We start from the raw sequence: 18,564 nt of genomic DNA, 5'->3' as shown, positions 1-18,564 counted from the left end.
GCAGCGGTCAAGCCTGTAAAGAAGTGTAAATATGGCTGAGCAGAAGATATTTGCCGGGCCGCGCATTCGCCGGATACGCAACGCGAAGGGCCTGACGCAAACGGCAATGGCGGAAGGGCTCGGCATTTCGCCGTCTTATCTCAACCTCATCGAGCGCAATCAGCGACCGCTGACGGTGCAACTCATCCTGAAACTGGCTTCGACTTATAATGTCGAACCGTCGGAATTGCAGGGTGAGGCAAAGAGTTCGATTGCCGCACTGAAGGAAGTTTTTTCCGATCCGCTTTTGTCGGGGGAATTACCTGGCGATCAGGAATTGGTCGAGGTGGTGGAAGCCGCACCCAACGCAGCGGCGGCGATGATAAAACTGTTTCGGGCCTATCGCGAGCAGGCGGACAGGCTTTCCGATCTCTCGGAGATAATGGCGCGCGAAGGCCATGCGACCACGCTGTCGTCGGCGCGCCTGCCCATCGATGAAGTGCGCGATGTATTTGAGCGTCGGGCCAATCATTATCCGAACATTGAGGAGGAGGCAGAGGCATTCACGCGGCTGCTCGATCCGGGTGACGATCTGTTTAGTGCGCTGAAAGGCTGGCTGAAGCGCGAATACGGAATCGTGGTCAAGGTGCTACCGGTGGCGACAATGCCGAACTGGCGGCGTCGCTATGACCGACATTCGCAACGGCTGTTTATCTCGGAGAGACTGTCGCCATTCGACCAGTTGCGCGAGGTTGCTATGGAGGCCTGCCTTATCAGGATGCAGGTGGCGGTAGCAGGCGAAATTCAGGCGCTGAAACTGTCGTCGGATGAGGCGCGGCGGTTGGCTCGTTTTGAGCTTGGGCGATATGCGGCGCACGCGCTGATGATGCCCTATGCGGCGTTTCATGCAGCGGCGGTGCGGGGCAGGTACGACATCGACGTGCTGCGTTCGCGCTTCGGCGTTTCGTTTGAGCAGGCCGCGAACAGGCTGACCATGTTGCAGCGACCCGGCACAAGCGGCGTGCCGTTTTTCATGCTGGAAGTGGACAATGCGGGGCATCGCTTTCGCAAGGGCGGCAGTCAGGGATTTCCGCAAAGCCGGTTCGGCGGAGGCTGTCCGAAGCTCTCTGTCCATGCGGCATTCGGTTCGCCGGGACAGATTTTTGTCGAGGCCGTAGAAATGCCGGACGGCGCGGAATTTCTAACCATTTCCCGAACGCTCGAAGGGCCGCAAGGCTCATTTGCCGAACGCCCGCGCCGGACAGCGCTGCTGCTGGGCTGCGACATCGGTTTCAAAGATGAAATTGTGTACAGCGCCGCGCTGCCCGCCCCGCCACTGGGAGGCACCGCGCGGGCCGGACAGGTGGGGGCAACGCCGGTCGGGCCGGCATGTCGTTTGTGCGAGCGACCGGGCTGTCTTGCCCGCGCCGAACCACCGGTCACGCGGCCGCTCGGGCTGGACGAAATGGTGACAGGGCTGAGCGCGTTCGATTTTCAGTAATTCTGCGCCAATAGACGCGACGTGCTGGATCACGCATATACGCAACTTCTTGAATAGGCGGATTGCGTGAGCGCGCAAAATGCGAACGACCATTCCAAGAAATGAAACAGCATGACGAACGCTGCCGCCGGCCCAAGCCTTACGGATAATTCCTATCATGGCGCGAATGAGCGCCGCGCGGGCATGCTGCTGGTGTTCCTCTCCGCCCTGTTCTGGAGTTTAGGCGGCACGATAGCGCGCTTTATCGAGACGCCCGATAGCTGGACAGTGGTGTTTTGGCGGTCGTTTTGGGCGTCGATATGTATTTTCGCCTTTATCGTTCTTCGCGACGGCTGGCATGGCGCGTGGCGTGCCTTTCGCACAATGGGCGTGCCGGGCTATGCCGTTTCGGTCTGTTTCGCGATTGCTTCGACCTGCTTTGTGATTGCGCTGAGTTATACGACCGTCGCGAACGTGCTGTTGATACAGGCGGGCGTGCCGCTGCTGGCCGCGCTGTTTGGATGGACATTCTTTCGCGAGAGGGTTTCCGGCCTGACCTGGGTCGCCATTTTTGCGGTGATCATAGGTGTGGGCGTGATGGTTTCGGAGAGCATCGGGGGAGAAGCCTCACCGATTGGCGACGGTCTGGCGATGCTGATCGCCTGCGTGTTCGCAACAGCAACGGTCATTACGAGGCACTATTCCCATGTGCGCATGACGCCGGCGACATGTCTGGGCACGGCATTGGCGTGCGCATTCGCAGCAACGCAGGTCAGCACATTGCACACCAGCGCAGTTGATGCGGCGTATCTGTTTGCTTTCGGCGTCATCAATCTAGGGCTCGGCATGGTTTGCTTCGCGATGGGCGCTCGCCTGATCGCCGCCGCCTATGCCGCGCTGATCGGCTGTTTCGAGCCGATACTTGGGCCGGTATGGGTCTGGCTGATCCATGGGGAGGAACCATCGCAACGCGCGCTGATCGGCGGCGCCATCGTGGTTGCGGCGCTGCTCGGCCATGTTCTGCTGCAGTTCAGGCGGCCCGGCGCTTCACGGCAGGCTTAAAGTGTAATTCCCAGTGTTATACTTTATTGGTGACTGGTTGAGAGTTTTTGAAAGTGCTGGGTTTCAAAAATTCGCTCGAAAGCATGGGATTTCTGACAGGACCTTAAGCGAAGCGATAGAGCGGGCAGAACTTGGGTTGATAGATGCCGATCCTGGAGCAGGCTTGATCAAACAGCGCGTTGCGCGATCGGGCGGCGGAAAATCGGGAGGCTATCGGACGCTGATTTTCTTCAAGGCTCCGACACGTGCCGTTTTCGCGTTTGGATTCGCCAAGAATGATATTGCGAATCTTGAAGACTATGAAGTCGCGGCATTCAGGAAGGCTGCAAAGCTGGTGCTTGGATTTACGGATGCGCATTGAAGCTGAGGTGGCAGCGCGCCGAATGTTTGAGGTGAAATGCGATGGCTAAAGGATACAAGAGCGATGCGATGGCCGCCATCCATGAGATGATGGAAGGCTTTTACGAATCTGGCGCGATCGACAAGCAGACCATGCGCGAGTTCGATGAGGCGTGCCTGACCGCTGTCGAAACGCTTTCGCCGGATGAAATTCGCGCGATTCGCGAGCGGGAGCATATTTCGCAGCCTGTTTTTGCTCGCTACCTGAATGTGAGCAAGGGGCTCGTTTCAGATTGGGAACGCGGTGTTAAAAAGCCGGGTGGTCCGGCTTTGCGCCTGCTTACCGTGGTTAAGAACAAGGGTCTTCAAGCAATTAGCTGACGCCAATTGCCCAATCTCGACGTCTGTTTGAAGAAGAATGCTTTTCCGGCTTGTCGCCCGCTTGGAACGTTAATAAGCTTCGCTTTAATCCGGCTGCGCCGTACCGCGGCAAGAAAGCCGGAACGGGGTCAACACGGAGATAATGCATGACCGCTAGCAAGCTTGGTCTGTCGGCCGCACTGGTCGCCCTCATGACTTTTGGCGCGAGCGCCCAGGACAAAGTCGTCAACGTCTATAACTGGTCGGATTACATCGACACCTCGATTCTTGAGGACTTCACCAAGGAGACCGGAATCAAGGTCGTCTATGATGTGTTCGATTCGAACGAAATTTTGGAAACCAAGCTGCTCGCGGGCGGCAGCGGCTATGACGTGGTTGTGCCGAGCGGCCACTTCCTCGTGCGCCAGATTCAGGCGGGCGTATTCCAGAAGCTCGACAAGTCGAAGCTGCCGAACCTATCAAACATGTGGGATGTGGTTACCGAGCGCACCGCCGCGTACGATCCCGGCAATGAATATTCGGTCAATTACATGTGGGGCACCACGGGCATTGGCTACAATGTCGACAAGGTGAAGGCTGCGCTCGGCACCGACAAGATCGACAGCTGGGATGTGGTCTTCGATCCGGCAAAGGCCGAAAAGCTGAAGGATTGCGGAATCTATATTCTGGATCAATCGCAGGACATCGTTCCGGCAGCGCTGCACTATCTGGGTCTGGACCCGAATGCGCGCGATGCCGACAGCTTTGCCAAGGCTGAGGAACTGCTTCTCAAGATTCGTCCATTTGTGCGGAAGTTCCATTCGTCGGAATATATCAATGCGCTGGCCAATGGTGACATCTGTCTTGCAATTGGTTGGTCAGGCGACGTGTTTCAGGCACGCGATCGAGCTGCAGAGGCCAATCAGGGCGTGAAGGTCCAGTACATGATTCCGAAGGAAGGCGCGGAAATGTGGTTCGACCAGTTCGCTATTCCTGCCGATGCGCCGCATGTGGACGAAGCGCTGGCCTTCATCAACTACATGATGAAGCCGGAAGTGGCGGCCAAGGCCAGCAACTATGTTTACTATGCGAACGGCAACAAGGCCTCGCAGCAATTTATTGATAAGGACATTCTGGACGATCCGGCGATCTATCCCGATGAGGCCACTTTGTCGAAGCTTTATACGGTTCAGCCTTATGGGCCCAAAGAGCAGCGTTTGGTAACGCGGCTCTGGACCAAGGTCACCACCGGCCAATAAGCAACACCATAACAAAGGCCCGGCATTGCCGGGCCTTTCAGGTTCAACTCCAAGGTTCTGTCATGAAATCACTGGGCAGCATTCGCCGAAGCTTCGCGCCGTGGGCCGATCCTTCTGCCAAACCATATATTGTCTTTGAGAATATCACGAAGCGATTTGGCGATTTCACCGCCGTCAACAACCTCTCGCTGTCCATTTTCGAGCGTGAGTTCTTTGCGCTGTTGGGAGCCTCCGGCTGCGGCAAGTCTACGCTGCTGCGCATGCTCGCAGGATTCGAGGAGCCGACATCGGGCCGTATCTTGCTGGACGGTCAGGACTTGCGCGGCATTCCGCCTTACAAGCGACCTGTGAACATGATGTTTCAGTCTTACGCGCTGTTCCCGCATATGACGGTTGAGCAGAACGTCGCCTTCGGTCTCAAGCAGGACGGCATGCCGAAGCAGGAGATCGACGCGCGCGTTGCCGACATGCTGAAACTTGTGAAGCTGACGCAATTTGCAAAGCGCAAGCCGCACCAGCTTTCAGGCGGCCAGAGGCAGCGCGTCGCGCTGGCGCGGTCGGTGGCAAAACGGCCAAAGGTCTTGTTGCTGGACGAGCCGCTGGGCGCGCTGGACAAGAAGCTGCGCGAAGAAACGCAGTTCGAGCTGATGGATTTGCAGCAGAGCCTCGGCCTGACATTCGTTGTTGTGACGCACGATCAGGAAGAAGCCATGACCATGGCCGACCGCATTGCGATTCTCGATAAGGGCGAAGTGATGCAGGTGGCGACGCCAGCCGAGATTTACGAAGCGCCGGTATCGCAGTTTGTCGCGAACTTCGTTGGCAATGTGAATATGTTCGAAGGGAAGGTAAAGGCCCGCAACGGCGAGGCCGCGACGATTGTCGGCGGCAGTGGTGCCGAGATAAATGTCGTGAATGCCGGTGAAGCGGCGGCGGGCAAGGATGTGGTGTTCGCGATCCGGCCTGAAAAGATCAAAGTCTCGTCGAAGAAGCCCGCAGGCACCAATGCGATGCAAGGCGAAATCTGGGACATTGCCTATCTGGGCGACATGACGATTTTCCACGTCAAGCTCAGCGATGGGCAGATTGTCAAAGCTGCGACAATGAACAGCTCGCGCATTGCGGAAGACCCGCTGAGCTGGAGCGATCAGGCGTGGATATCGTTTGAGCCGAACGCCGGCGTCGTGCTGTCGAGGTGAATGATGCTTGAAGGCTTCACCCCACCCGACGCAAACGAACGGAGCTATCACCATGGCTGACAATGCTTCCGCTTCGGCAGGGCCGGCGGGGAATAATCTGATTTCGGCGATTACCAGCCGTCTGGTGATCCTCGTTCCCTATGCGTGGCTGCTGTTTTTCTTCCTGATTCCGTTCTTCATCGTCTTCAAGATTTCGCTCTCATCGACCGCGATTTCGATGCCGCCATACACGCCGGTCATAAACGGATTTTCGGACCTCGCTTCAAAATGGCATACGTTCAGCTTCGACAATTATGTGTGGCTGACGCAGGACCCGCTCTATTACCGCGCCTATATCCGCAGCGTGGTGATCGCGGCCGTGGCGACTTTCTTCACACTGCTGATCGGCTATCCGATTGCCTACGGCATGGCGCGCGCGCCTGCGACGTTGCGGCCCACCCTGCTGATGCTGGTGATTCTGCCGTTCTGGACGTCGTTCCTGATCCGCGTTTATGCCTGGATCGGCATTTTGAAGCCGGAGGGTCTGCTGAACCAGCTTCTGATGTGGCTGAACTTGATCGACTCGCCGCTGATTATTCTGAATACGGATTGGGCGATCTATATCGGCATCGTCTATTCCTATCTGCCGTTTATGGTGCTGCCGCTCTATTCGGCGCTGGAGAAGATGGATTACACGCTGATCGAGGCGGCGAACGATCTTGGTTGCCCACCGCTCGGCGCGTTCTGGAAAATCACCTTCCCGCTTTCGTTGCCCGGCGTGGTGGCCGGGTGTTTGCTGGTGTTTATTCCCGCCGTTGGCGAGTTCGTCATTCCCGACCTTCTGGGCGGGTCTGAAACGCTGATGATCGGCAAGACGCTGTGGAACGAGTTCAACTCGAACCGAGACTGGCCGGTTTCATCTGCCGTGGCGGTGATCCTGCTGCTGCTTCTGGTGGTGCCGATCATGTTCTTCCAGCAGGCGCAGGCAAAAGCACAGGAGCAGGGGCGCTGACATGAATACGACCTGGTCCCGTTTCAATATCGCGTCGATCGTGCTGGGCTTTGCCTTCCTGTACCTGCCGATCGTGTTGCTCATCATCTTCTCGTTCAACGCCTCCAAGCTGGTTACGGTCTGGGGCGGGTTCTCCACGAAATGGTATGTATCGCTGTTTCAGAACGAAGCCCTGATGGATGCGGCTTGGGTAACAATCCGCGTGGGCGTGCTGTCCGCCACCTTCGCGACGATACTCGGCACGATGGCAGCGCTGGCGCTGACCCGCTACACGCGGTTTCGTGGCCGCGTGCTGTTTTCCGGCATGGTGTTTGCGCCGCTGGTTATGCCCGAAGTGATCACCGGCCTTTCGCTGCTGCTGCTGTTTGTGGCTATCGGTCTGGATCGCGGATTCCTCACCGTGACGCTGGCGCACATCACCTTCACAATGTGCTTTGTTGCGGTGGTGGTGCAGTCGCGGCTGGTGACATTCGACCGCTCGCTGGAGGAGGCCGCAATGGACCTCGGCGCAACGCCAGTGCGGACATTTTTCGCGGTGACGCTGCCGGTGATTTTGCCCGCAATCGTGTCGGGGTGGATGCTGGCGTTTACGCTTTCGCTGGACGATCTGGTGATTGCGAGCTTCGCATCGGGACCGGGAGCAACCACGCTGCCGATGAAGATCTACAGTCAGGTGCGGCTTGGTGTGACGCCGGAGATCAACGCGGCCTGCACGCTGTTGATTGCTATCGTGACGGTCGGCGTTATTGCGGCTTCGATTGTGAATAAGCGGCGCGAGGTGCAGCGCAAGCTGGATGAGCAGGCCGCTCAGCGCGGCTGATTATTGCAGCGTTTGCGGTGGGAGCGCGGCGGAAACGAAAGGCGCATCCCACGAGCCGCCGACGAAGAACGACGCTTCGCGCCCATTGGGGTTGAAGATCGAAACCTTGTCGCGTGACGCGATGGTGCCGGACAGCGCTACGCCGCGCCCGGCATAAGGCAAAATGCCCGACAGGAAGATGATGCGGGGACCGGCGCGGATCTCCGCCTTCTGGATGCGCCCGACACCATGCACGATGGTTGCATCAAGATCGGCGGCGTCGATGGCCAGCGTTCCGCTCGCGATGTCGGACAGCGGGAAGAAGCCACCGCCTGCGGTTTTGGAGACGAGGGCAGTCAGGTCTATGCCGTCAAGCTCGCCCTTGCCGAAATGAGCCGACAGGTTGCCGTCAGCATAGTTCAGCATCGTGTCCAGCGATTGCCCTATGCCCGACAACGCGAAGGAGACATCGCCCTTGGCCTTGGGGGTAATTGTGGGGAAGCCGGTTGCAGCGCCGAACGCTTCGCCGTCAATTCCCTTGGCGTCCATGCGGATTTCGGTTTTCGGCGTATCGCCCGTTTGGTCGATGGTGAACGCGCCGACAAGCGTTCCGCCAAAGCCGTCAGCCTGTGAAACGTCAAAAATCGTGCGGCCTTTTTGCGCGGTCATGTGACCTTTGACGTTATCCACCTCCGAGCCGTCGAGCGTGGTCTTTTTCGCTGCAAGCTGCAGATCGAAATCCGCCTTGTGGATCAAACCTTCGGAAAGGTCCGAGCCGACGCGATCATACGACATAAGCGGCGTGAATAAGGACACGAAAGACTGGATGTCGAGCGTATCGAAAGCAAGCTGGCCGCTGATGGAGGGACGCGCGCCGGATTTGAGATGCAACGTGCCTTTGCCCACGCTGCCATCTAAAGTTAGCACTGCTTCCGGCAGGTCTATCGTTTCTCGCTCGCCCGCGACCTTGCTCTGAAGCTGGATGGAACCGATCGCCGAACCGGTGGAAATACCTGCATCGGTCCATGAAATCGCGCGGCGCACGGAGGGAATGGCGAAGCTGAGCGCGCCATTCAAACGCCCTGCACCAGCGCTGCGAAACTCGCCTTCATAAGAGGCGGTGAGCGGTTCTGAATTCAGCTTGGCGCTGATACTGGTTGCACCACCTGCGAAAAAAGCCAGCGGGGAGGCCGACGACAAGTCTACGGCAACGTCTTCGCCGCGCCATGTGCCACGCAATGAAACACTGCCGCTGGCGTTCAGCGCAGGCCATGCGGCATTTCCGGAAAGTCGGGTGACGACATCCTGCTGCTGACCATCGACCATGCGCACGACGCGGCCATTGGAGAATTCGACCGTGCCGAATGGGGTGGCCGGGAAGCGAGAGAAATCCGGCTTGTCGGGGTTTTCTGCTATCAGGTCGCGAACCGCATCGACGGCCTGCGATATGCGCCCGCTGGAGGTGAAAAACTCCGGCCCCGGCTCGCCAGGATTTGAGCCAAGGCGGACTACAGGATTGATGAGCTTCACGTCGGAAAAGGATACGTTTCCGTTGAGCGCATCAAGGGCGGAAAGGTCGATTTCCACGCGCTCTGCTTCGATAACAGCGGGATTGTCCCAATCGCCCCACTGATAGAGCGTTACGCCAGCCAACACGGCCTTGAAGGTGGGGAACACCTCGATCTGCGGGGTGCTGGCGATGGCCACACGAAAGCCGCTCCAGGCGCTGAGTTCGATGGCGATGCGGTTTCTGACAAGTTGTGTGGAAGCCACCCAGGGCAAGGCAGCAAGAGACAGCGCGCCCAGCGAGAGCAGGGCGACAAGTGCGAACAGGGCACGTCGGATCAGGACCGTTGTGGTCACCCCCGACTGCTTCCAATCATTCGCCGCTATCGGACGATCAGTCATTCGCAACCGTCATCGCCCACCTCTTCGGCGCATCCATACATTCCACGTAAGGAGCGCTGTAGGTGCTGGCAAGGGCAAATCGATGGCAGAGTTGTGAATGGTGTGGGCCGGAATTGCGGCAGCGCCGTCTCATATTGCTCTGCGAGCTTGTTGCGCGACGAACAGTGAAGCGCAATGAAGCATCTTGCGACGAAGGCGCAGCTTATGCTTCATGCGCCGATGGAGGAACCCGCCTTGAACAATCCACTTTGGACCCCCTCGAAAGAACGCATCGCATCTGCCCCGATTACCGCCTTTATGGCGGAGGCTTCGAAGCGCGCAAAGCGAACTTTGGAAACCTTTGAGGATTTGCATGACTGGTCTGTGACGGAGCGGGAAACGTTCTGGGATCTGCTGTGGGACTGGGCGGGCGTGATTGGCGAAAAGGGCGGGGCGGTGATCGCTAATGGCGACAAGATGCCGGGCGCGCAGTTTTTTCCCCATGCCAAGCTGAATTTTGCGGAAAACCTGTTGCGGGGCAAGGGTGACGGCGATGCGCTGGTATTCCACGGCGAAGACAAGTTGCAGCGACGCCTGAGCTGGGATGAATTGCGCGCGGAGGTTTCGCGCTTGCAGCAGCTTTTCGTATCGCTTGGCGTAAAGCAGGGCGACCGGGTGGCGGCGATGATGCCGAACATGCCGGAGACGATTGTGGCAATGCTGGCCGCAGCATCGATCGGCGCTGTGTGGTCATCATGCTCGCCAGATTTCGGCGAGCAAGGCGTGCTGGACCGCTTCGGGCAGATCGAACCGGTGCTGCTGATTGTGCCGGACGGCTATTGGTATGCGGGCAAGCGGATCGAGATTGGCGATAAGGTCGCGACGATTTCAGAGAAGCTGACCACGGTGCGCAACGTGCTGGTGGTGGAGTATATGGGGCAGGCCGAGGCCATTGCGGCGAGGTCGCCGAAAGCGATGCCGCTGAAGGAAGCGGTTGAACCGTTTCCCGCATTGCCCGTGACGTTCAAACGGCTGCCGTTCTCGCACCCGCTTTACATTCTTTATTCATCCGGCACGACCGGCGTGCCGAAATGCATTGTCCACGGCGCGGGTGGATCGCTGCTGCAGCATCTCAAAGAGCATCGCCTGCATTGCGGCATCGGTGCTGGTGACCGGGTTTTCTATTTCACCACCTGCGGCTGGATGATGTGGAACTGGCTGGTGTCGGGGCTCGCTTGCGACGCAAGCCTGATGCTCTATGACGGCTCGCCATTCCACCCCGATGGCAATGTGCTGTTCGACTATGCGCAGGCCGAAAAGTTCACATTCTTTGGAACTTCGGCGAAGTTTATCGACACGCTGCGCAAGTCCGGGCTGCGACCCATCGATACGCATGATCTGTCTTCGGTGCGCACGCTGACCTCAACGGGCTCGCCGCTTTCGCCGGAGGGTTTTGCCTTCGTCTATGACGGCATCAAAGCCGATGTGCATCTGGCTTCAATGTCGGGCGGGACCGATATTATGGGCTGTTTTGTCCTTGGAATTCCCACACGCCCTGTTTGGAGCGGCGAGATTCAAGGGGCAGCTCTGGCGATGGCGGTTGATGTCTGGGACGACCAAGGTAAGCCGATCCGCGAGGAAAAGGGCGAACTGGTTTGCAGCAATGCGTTTCCGTCGATGCCTATCGGATTCTGGAATGATCCCGATGGCACGCGTTATCGCGCCGCCTATTTCGAGCGCTTCGACAATGTGTGGTGTCACGGCGATTTCGCGGAATGGACCGCGCATGGCGGCATGATTATTCACGGACGCTCCGACGCAACGCTCAATCCGGGCGGTGTGCGTATCGGCACAGCGGAAATTTACAATCAGGTGGAGCAGATGGAGGAAGTGGCCGAGGCGATCTGCATCGGCCAGACATTCGACGATGACGTGCGCGTTGTGCTGTTCGTGCGATTAGCGCCGGGGATGGTGCTGGACGAGGATTTGCAAAAGCGCATCCGCACCAAGATCAGGACGGGCGCAAGCCCGCGCCATGTTCCGGCGAAGATCGTGCAGGTGGCCGATATTCCGCGCACGAAATCCGGCAAGATTACCGAGCTGGCCGTGCGCGATGTGGTGCACGGGCGCGCCGTGAAAAACAAGGAAGCGCTGGCTAATCCGGAAGCGCTGGATCTGTTCAGGAATATCGCGGAATTGGCGAGTTGAGGCGCGGTATGGTTAGCGAAGGGTAAATCAGAAATTTACCGCGTTTCCGATTGGTGGAACACAACGGTAAATAGCAACCAATGCGGGTAAGGACTTGTTAAGCCGGGGTAGCGATAGTTCTCGCGAGTTTTGAGGAAAAGTTTCCGCGGCGGACCTTTTTCCCCACCATTGGAACAGCAGCCCAATTCCCTTCAAGGCGCCACGCGGCGCCTTTTTCTTTTGGCGAATTAGCCGTGCTTCAATGCCCTAGTTTTTCGTTAGGTTTACGCCCGGACGAGGGGTGAACGTATCAGGTGCTGCGGTCGTCGGCGAGCATTCGCGAAAGAATGGCGACAGGGACAAGCGCGGTCACAACGATCAGCAGCGCTGCAAATGCGCCGTCTTCCGGCGCGCCGCGTGAAGCCTGTTCGTAGACATAGGTGGCGAGCGTGTTGAAGCCGAAGGGCCGCAGCAGGATCGTGGCCGACAACTCCTTGATCGTATCCACAAACACGAGAACGGCGGCGGTGAGGATCGCAGGCGTCAGCAGCGGCAGGAGAATTGTGCGCGCGCTTTGACCAGCGGTGCGCCCGAGGCTGCGGGCGGCGGCTTCAATGTTTGGTGGAAGCTTGTCGTGGCCGCTGCGCACCGCACCTTCTGCAAGCGCAATGAACCGGATCGTGCAGGCGATGATGACGGCAGCGGCAGAGCCGGTAAAAATGAGCCCGGTGGACAGGCCGAACAAAGAGCGCGCCAATGTGTCGATGGTGTTGTCGAGCCTACCGAGCACGAACAAGAGGCCGAGCGCGAGAATGCCGCCGGGAAGCGCATAGCCCATCGAGGCGATGCGGGCTTCGACGGGAACGGCACGTGAGCGCGTGTAGCGGCTTGCGTAGATGAGCAACCCGGCGATCACAACGGCGAACAGGGCGGTGAGCGTGGCGGTCAGCACGCTGTTCAGAAAGGCGCTGGTGAGTTCGCGCGCGAAAAGCTGGTCGATGCGACGGACGGCGTAACGAGCGAACACATAGAGCGGAATGCCGAAGCCGATAAGCATGGGAAGCAGCAGCAGTGTTGGCACGCCGACAGCGGCGAGGCCATGCAGCCGCTGACGCGGGGGCCGCGCTTTGAGCTGTGAAGAACGCTGAGCTGCGTAACGCTGCTTGCGGCGCGCCCAGCTTTCGGCAATCAGCAATGCGGCGACGATGGCCAGAAGCACAAGCGCGATCTGCGCGCCGCCCGCGAGGCTGCCGCGATTGAGCCATGTGGAATAAACAGAGAAGGTGAGCGTGCGCACGCCGAGATATTCGGATGCGCCGATATCATTGAGCGTTTCCATCAGGACAAGGGCGACGCCCGCGACGATGGCGGGGCGAGCGAGCGGCAGCAGCACCTTGAAGAAAGTGCGCGCGCGCCCTGCACCCAATGTGCGGGCGGCATCGGCAACGCTTCGCCCTTGCATGAGGAAAACCACGCGCGCGGTCAAATAGACGTAAGGGTAGAGCACGCTTGTCATGACCAGTGCTGCACCTTCGGTCGAGCGGATATTGGGGAACCAATAATCGCGGGTCGTCTGAAAGCCGAAGATCTCGCGGATAAGCGATTGCACCGGGCCGGTATAGTGGAAGAACTCGCCAAGCGCATAGGCAGCGAGATAGGGCGGCACGGCCAGCGGCAGGACGATGGCCCATGACAGGGTGCGGCGGAATGGAAACTCACAGCTCGCAATGACATAGGCACTGAATACGCCGATGATCGCGGTGGCTGCGGAAACAAGCGCGAGAAGCCAAAGGGTTGTGGCCGCCGAACCGGGCAGGACGTTGCGTAGAATATGCGGCCAGTCATCGCCGGAACCAGTGAACGCAATGATACCGAGCGCCAGCACAGGCAACGCAACAAGAAGCGCGGTAACTGCGGAGGCAGTTTGTAGCCAGGGATGGCGAGTGCCGACGACTGCGGTGGAGGACATGGGGCTTAAATGCCGAAAAGCCGAGGCGCTGTCACGCCCCGGCTCTGCGTTGATGTTCCGAAAATTCGCTTAGGTGCTTGGGCCATCATCGAGGCCGACGCGGTCGACCATCTCTGAGGCTTCCTTGCGGTGGCTCGCAATGTCGGCCAGCGGCAGGGTGTCTGCCTTGAGTTCACCGAAGGACTTCACCATTTCGGAAGGCTCCAGCCCGTTCTCGACAGGATATTCGAAGTTCTTTTCAGCATAGATGCGCTGGGCTTCGTCGCTGGACAGGAACTGGATAAGCTTGATCGCGTCTTCCTTATGCGGAGCGTCTTTCGCGAGCGCCGCGCCGGAAATGTTGACGTGGGTCAGGCCGTTCTCGAAAGTCGGGAACAGAACGTTGATGGCGTTGCCCCATTCCTTCTCTTCCGGCTCTTTCTCGTTGGTGCGCATGAGGCCGACATAATAGGTGTTGCCGATGGCGATGTCGCACTCACCCGCAGCGATGGACTTGGCCTGCGGACGGTCGCCGCCATCCGGCTTGTGCGCCAGATTGTCCTTGAGGCCCTTCATCCATTCCTCGGTCTTTTCCGGTCCCCAATGGGCGATTGCCGAACCGAACAGGCCGAGATTGTAATCATGCTGGCCAGAACGCATGCAAATCTTGCCCTTCCACTTCGGGTCGGCAAGGTCGGCATAGGTGATGGAGGTGTCCTTCACGCGGTCCTTGGATGCATAGATGACGCGGGCACGCTTGGTGAGACCGAACCAATGGCCGTCCGGGTCGCGATATTCTGCGGAGATGTTCTTGTTGACCGTTTCGTCGTTCAGCGGCTGCGTGATGCCCTTGGCCTTCGCACTGGTGAGGCGGGCAATATCGACAGTCATGATGACGTCTGCCGGTGAATTCTGGCCTTCGGCGAGAATGCGTTCTTCCAGCCCCTTGTCGAGGAACAATACCTCGGTGTTGATGCCCGTTTCCTTTGTAAACGCATCGAGCACTGGCTGAATGAGCGCTGGCTGGCGGTAGGTGTAGATATTGACCACACCATCGGCGAGTGCGCCGCCTGCGGACAAACCTGCCGCAAGCGTTCCGAGCAAGATGGCTCGTAGCGAGTTCATTTTCATCGTCGCTCCCTCTTTCCTGAAAGCCGCGCAAAAGCGGTTGGCCCCCTCTTTTCCTTTTTGGAAGTCGGGGTCAACAGAAAGCCAAGCAAATTCAATAGTTTGGAATTTTTCTAAAGTGGAGGAAAATTCACATGATTCAAAGAGTTGCGGTGGCAGCGACGAAGGCGTTCACTAAAATGTGATAAAAAGGATCAAGTCATTGAGCCAGAACACGGGTCGATGAGAAGGTGATCTCAACGAGCGTGCCTTCGCCGGGCGCGGATTGAATGGAGAAACGCGCACGGTTTGCCTCGGCCATCGCCTTGGTCAGAGGCAGGCCAAGACCGGTGCCATCTCCGCGCGAACGCTGGAGCGCATTGATCTGGCGGAATGGTTTCATGGCCTGCTCGATTTCGGCCTGGGTCATGCCGACACCGGTGTCACGCACGCGCATGACGACATCGCCGTTTTTCTCATAGGCGGTGGAGACGACGACCTGTCCGCCAGCCTGCGTGTAGCGCACGGCGTTTGAGAGTATGTTGAGCGCGATCTGCTTGACGCTGCGCATGTCGGCAACAATGTCAGGCAGCTTGGGCAGGAAGCTGGAGCGGATGATGACGCGCTCGCGGTTGGCCTGCGGCTGCATGATGGCGACGGCTTCCGACAAAACGTCATTGAGCGCGACGGCTTCGTAAGTCATTTCCTGCTGGCCAGCCTCGATCTTGGAGATATCGAGCAGGTCGTTGACGAGGTCGAGCACGTGCGTGCCGGAACGATTGATGTCGCGCAGATAGTCGCGATAACGGTCGTTGGAGATGGTGCCGAAACGCTCGTCCAGCATCAGCTCGGAAAAGCCGATAATGGCGTTGAGCGGAGTGCGGATTTCATGGCTGACGCGCGCCAGAAATTCGCTCTTTTGCGAGGAGGCGTGCTCGGCGTCGGCCTTTGCCTTGGTGAGTTCTTCCTCGGCGCGCTTCCACTGGGTGATGTCGCGCACGACCGCGCAATAACCGGTATCTCCGGGCAGGCGACCGATGGTCATGAACATGGGGATAGGACGGCCCTCGGCCTCACGGCCAATCACCTCGCGGCCGTCATTCAGGACGCTGGCGACGCCATTTTGCGACAGGCTGGCGAGATAATCCGCAACAGCCTGCTGGCTTTCGAGCGCGAACAGCGACACGAGCGGACGACCGCGCACATCGTCGCCGTCGAAGCCAAACAGAGCTTCTGCCGGATGGCTGATGGAACGGATCGCGCCATCCTTGTTGATGAGGATCACGCCGTCGGTCGCCGTATCGACGATGGTGCGCATTTCATCGAGACGCGTGCGCATCTCATCGATTGCGGCAGTGTCGACGGCATCGCCAACCTTGCGAACAACCAGCATGAGCGCGCGCTTTCCGGCCCATGGCACAAAGCGCATCAGCGCTTCGACGGGAAACTCGCTGCCATCGCGGGCGCGCATTTTGATTTTGTGGCCGGTCTCAGTTTGTGGCTGCTCGAAGGATTCCGGAAACAGGACATCCAGCCCGCCAGCCTGAATAAGCTCGCCAAGCTCCTCATAATCGGTGAGCGACAAGAACTCCGGATTTGCATAGTGCAGAACGTCTCCTGAATGGATCAGGATCGGCACAGGCAATTTTTCCAGAATGGAGGTGTCCGGTTGAGGTTCAGGCTTGGGCGCCGGCGGCTCGGACACCACGACAGGCGGTTCCGGCATTGCGGCTTCGGGTTGAGGATCAGCAGGTTTTAGCGTGATGTTGGTGATCTGCGCGACCACCGGAGGCTTGGCCGGCGCCGGCGCAGGTTCGACCGACTCGATAGCGGGCGGGTCCACATCGATTGCAGGTGCCGGCTCACTCTGCTCAGGGCGTTGATCGCGCCGCAGGCGTTCGCCGATTTCGCGAAAGGCAATGCGTTCGACAGCGCTCAGCGCGCCACGAATGGTTGCGGTTGGTGGCGTCCGATCAGGCTGCCCGCTGGTTTCCAGCGCAGGAACCTCGCCCATGAAGGGATCGTCGGCTTCTGCGCTCGGCGTTTCCTCGGTTTCAGGGTCGCGATGCTCAAATGCTTCGATCGAACCGGGCGTGAGGGTGAGGCCGAGCTTTTCCGGGTCGGCCTGCGCTTCATCCAGCCGCAAAATGCCGAAGCCGCGAAACCCCTCGAAATTGCGCGCGCGGTCATAGACAGGCAGCGCGGCAAGATCGACCGGCGCGCGCATTGCAGTGCCAGCCAGCGGCCACAGAACGGTGCGGCCAGACCATGTGTCGCGACGTTCCAGCAGGCCGGCGATTTCGCGATCCGGGTCCATGCCGAACACTGTGGCGACGGTGACGAAATGCCGACCCATAATGTCTGCAGCCGGGCCGCCCACAGCGGAAATGAACTCGTCGGAAATGGCGCTGAAGCGGCCTTCCGCATCGGTGCGCCAGACAAAGCGGACGGCGGCGGCGGAGTGATCCTGCGCAGGCGAGGGGGCGCGATGTGGTTCCGGCGTGGGCGCGACGGGCGACGGCGGAGCGCTGATGATGGCGGGCTGCTCGACCGGAGCCGGGATGCTCTCGGCCAGCGCAATGATAAGGTGGATTGCGGGATCATCAGTCAGCCGCGCGAAGGCGCAGGGGTAGCGTCCTGACGGTGTAATAACTGCGCGCTTGACGAGCCTGTCAGCCTCATGCCGAACCTCTTTAACAAGATCAGCCAGTTCGGTTGCGGGAATCTGGAGTTCCGTGAGCGTGGGCGTGGATGCCAAAATTCCGCCATCGGCGGATACGATGGCTGCGCCTTCGCCATCGCGAACAAGGCCGCGCAACGCCAGCGTCGCAATTTCGGAAGGGCTGCGCGAGCCTGAAGCCGGAAGCGGGGCCGCGAGCAAGATGGCCTTTTCGCCATCCGGTAGGCGCAGCGCGCTGGCGGACAGCGCGGCGAGCGTGGAGGAACTGCCGGCGGCGAGACGCACGGCGACGTTTCGGTTCCTGCCGATTTCAGGAAAGCCGCTAAGCGATTCAATCTGCCGGCGGGCAATCGCGCTAAGGCCCGATGGCTCGCCAAGCGCATCTTCAACATCGGTGTAGCCGAGCAGGGCCGCGCCGCTGCCATTGGCCCACAGCACCTTGTCCAGCGCAGCCGACAGCAGAACAAGTGAATCCGCACGTGCGAAGCGTTCCCGCACGCCATCAAGCACCGCGATATCGACGAACGAATACGGTTTTACTGTCATTCCCCACTCATTAACGGCTGTCCCGGCCGCAATTCAATTAACGGATTATTAATAAAAGTTGCTTCGCCGCTCGTCCATTAGTGAAAGCCATTTGGGCCGACCAAACTTGCGCTGTGGTTAATGTCGCAGATCGGCGTTTATACCGCACCGCAACATTTTTGTTGCAATGCACAATAAGCTGAGCTATATAGGTTCCATAACAACCAAGAGAGGCCCGCTTAACGGGCCGTTTTAAAGGAATGGAAATGGCCAAGACAGCAGAACGCATTGATACCGTTGAATTCCCGACCTTCGACGCCTCCAAGGCGACCGAACAGCTCCGTACCTTCGCTGAGAAGGGCGTAGAGCAGTCCAAGGAAGCCTATGCAAAGATGAAGACCGGCGCTGATGAAGCACAGAAGGTTCTCGAAACGACCTTCGACGCTGTTAAGTCGGCTGGTTCGGAATTCTCGATGAAGACGATTGCAACGCTGCGCGCCAACACGGACGCTGGCTTCAATCATCTTGAAGCTCTGGTTGCAGCAAAGTCGCTTTCGGAAGTTCTGGAACTCCAGACCGCTTTCGTTCGCAAGGGCTTTGAGTCGGCTGTCGAGCAGACCAAGGACTTCCAGGCTTCGGCTCAGAAGGCCGCTGAAGAAGTTTCCAAGCCGCTGAAGGGCGCCTTTGAGAAGGCTGTGAAAGACCTCAAGGTTGCGTAAAGCGTAAATCGAACACCGTCGGGCATTTCCTCCTCCCTATGCC

Annotated in this window: 14 protein-coding genes; 10 read left to right on the top strand and 4 right to left on the bottom strand. The window is 58.9% G+C overall.

Annotation, left to right across the window (positions count from 1 at the left end; genetic code table 11):
* Positions 1-31 precede the first annotated feature (31 nt).
* From DY251_RS12895 to DY251_RS12860, 8 genes are all read left to right on the top strand, one after another.
* A complete protein-coding gene (locus tag DY251_RS12895; protein ID WP_116624318.1) occupies positions 32-1,480 on the top strand; it encodes a helix-turn-helix domain-containing protein in 1,449 nt (482 codons plus the stop codon).
* 111 nt (positions 1,481-1,591) lie between these two features.
* A complete protein-coding gene (locus DY251_RS12890; RefSeq protein WP_116624317.1) occupies positions 1,592-2,521 on the top strand; it encodes a DMT family transporter in 930 nt (309 codons plus the stop codon).
* 13 nt (positions 2,522-2,534) lie between these two features.
* The gene (locus tag DY251_RS12885; protein WP_245415951.1) at positions 2,535-2,882 is read left to right on the top strand and encodes a type II toxin-antitoxin system RelE/ParE family toxin; all 348 of its coding nucleotides are present in this window, start codon (positions 2,535-2,537) and stop codon (positions 2,880-2,882) included.
* A 41-nt stretch (positions 2,883-2,923) separates the two neighbouring features.
* Entirely contained in the window at positions 2,924-3,241 is a 318-nt protein-coding gene (locus DY251_RS12880) for a helix-turn-helix domain-containing protein (protein ID WP_116624316.1), read from the top strand.
* A gap of 146 nt (positions 3,242-3,387) precedes the next feature.
* Positions 3,388-4,479, top strand: coding sequence for a polyamine ABC transporter substrate-binding protein (locus DY251_RS12875; protein WP_116624315.1), 1,092 nt, complete (start codon positions 3,388-3,390; stop codon positions 4,477-4,479).
* Positions 4,480-4,541: 62 nt separating this feature from the next.
* Positions 4,542-5,678, top strand: coding sequence for an ABC transporter ATP-binding protein (locus tag DY251_RS12870; RefSeq protein WP_116624314.1), 1,137 nt, complete (start codon positions 4,542-4,544; stop codon positions 5,676-5,678).
* A 52-nt stretch (positions 5,679-5,730) separates the two neighbouring features.
* Positions 5,731-6,669: an ABC transporter permease subunit gene (locus DY251_RS12865; RefSeq protein WP_116624313.1), complete on the top strand. Its 939-nt coding sequence runs from the start codon at positions 5,731-5,733 to the stop codon at positions 6,667-6,669.
* Between the two features lies 1 nt (position 6,670).
* The gene (locus tag DY251_RS12860; RefSeq protein WP_116624312.1) at positions 6,671-7,489 is read left to right on the top strand and encodes an ABC transporter permease; all 819 of its coding nucleotides are present in this window, start codon (positions 6,671-6,673) and stop codon (positions 7,487-7,489) included.
* Here DY251_RS12860 and DY251_RS12855 read toward each other — a convergent pair whose 3' ends face one another.
* Positions 7,490-9,376 carry an AsmA family protein gene (locus DY251_RS12855; protein ID WP_116624311.1) on the bottom strand — a complete coding sequence of 629 codons (1,887 nt, stop codon included), beginning with the start codon at positions 9,374-9,376 and terminating at the stop codon, positions 7,490-7,492. It lies immediately after the preceding gene.
* A 219-nt stretch (positions 9,377-9,595) separates the two neighbouring features.
* Here DY251_RS12855 and DY251_RS12850 point away from each other — a divergent pair, with 219 nt between their 5' ends.
* On the top strand, positions 9,596-11,563 hold the full coding sequence (locus DY251_RS12850) for an acetoacetate--CoA ligase (RefSeq protein ID WP_116624437.1): 1,968 nt from the start codon (positions 9,596-9,598) through the stop codon (positions 11,561-11,563).
* Between the two features lie 289 nt (positions 11,564-11,852).
* Here DY251_RS12850 and DY251_RS12845 read toward each other — a convergent pair whose 3' ends face one another.
* The 3 genes from DY251_RS12845 to DY251_RS12835 all read right to left on the bottom strand — a co-directional run bounded on the left by DY251_RS12845 (position 11,853) and on the right by DY251_RS12835 (position 17,823).
* Complete coding sequence (locus DY251_RS12845; protein ID WP_116624310.1) at positions 11,853-13,511, bottom strand: ABC transporter permease; 1,659 nt, start codon at positions 13,509-13,511, stop codon at positions 11,853-11,855.
* Between the two features lie 69 nt (positions 13,512-13,580).
* A complete protein-coding gene (locus DY251_RS12840; protein WP_116624436.1) occupies positions 13,581-14,615 on the bottom strand; it encodes a Fe(3+) ABC transporter substrate-binding protein in 1,035 nt (344 codons plus the stop codon).
* A gap of 202 nt (positions 14,616-14,817) precedes the next feature.
* Positions 14,818-17,823: a histidine kinase dimerization/phospho-acceptor domain-containing protein gene (locus DY251_RS12835; RefSeq protein ID WP_116624309.1), complete on the bottom strand. Its 3,006-nt coding sequence runs from the start codon at positions 17,821-17,823 to the stop codon at positions 14,818-14,820.
* Positions 17,824-18,062: 239 nt separating this feature from the next.
* On the opposite strand from DY251_RS12835, the gene DY251_RS12830 reads away from it, so the two are divergent.
* Positions 18,063-18,521 carry a phasin gene (locus DY251_RS12830; RefSeq protein WP_116624308.1) on the top strand — a complete coding sequence of 153 codons (459 nt, stop codon included), beginning with the start codon at positions 18,063-18,065 and terminating at the stop codon, positions 18,519-18,521.
* Positions 18,522-18,564 lie beyond the last annotated feature (43 nt).

The organism is Mesorhizobium denitrificans (genome assembly GCF_003403035.1).
Lineage (GTDB): Bacteria > Pseudomonadota > Alphaproteobacteria > Rhizobiales > Rhizobiaceae > Mesorhizobium_G > Mesorhizobium_G denitrificans.
Note: the sequence above shows the minus strand (reverse complement) of the source record. Positions and strands in the feature narration are given on the sequence as shown.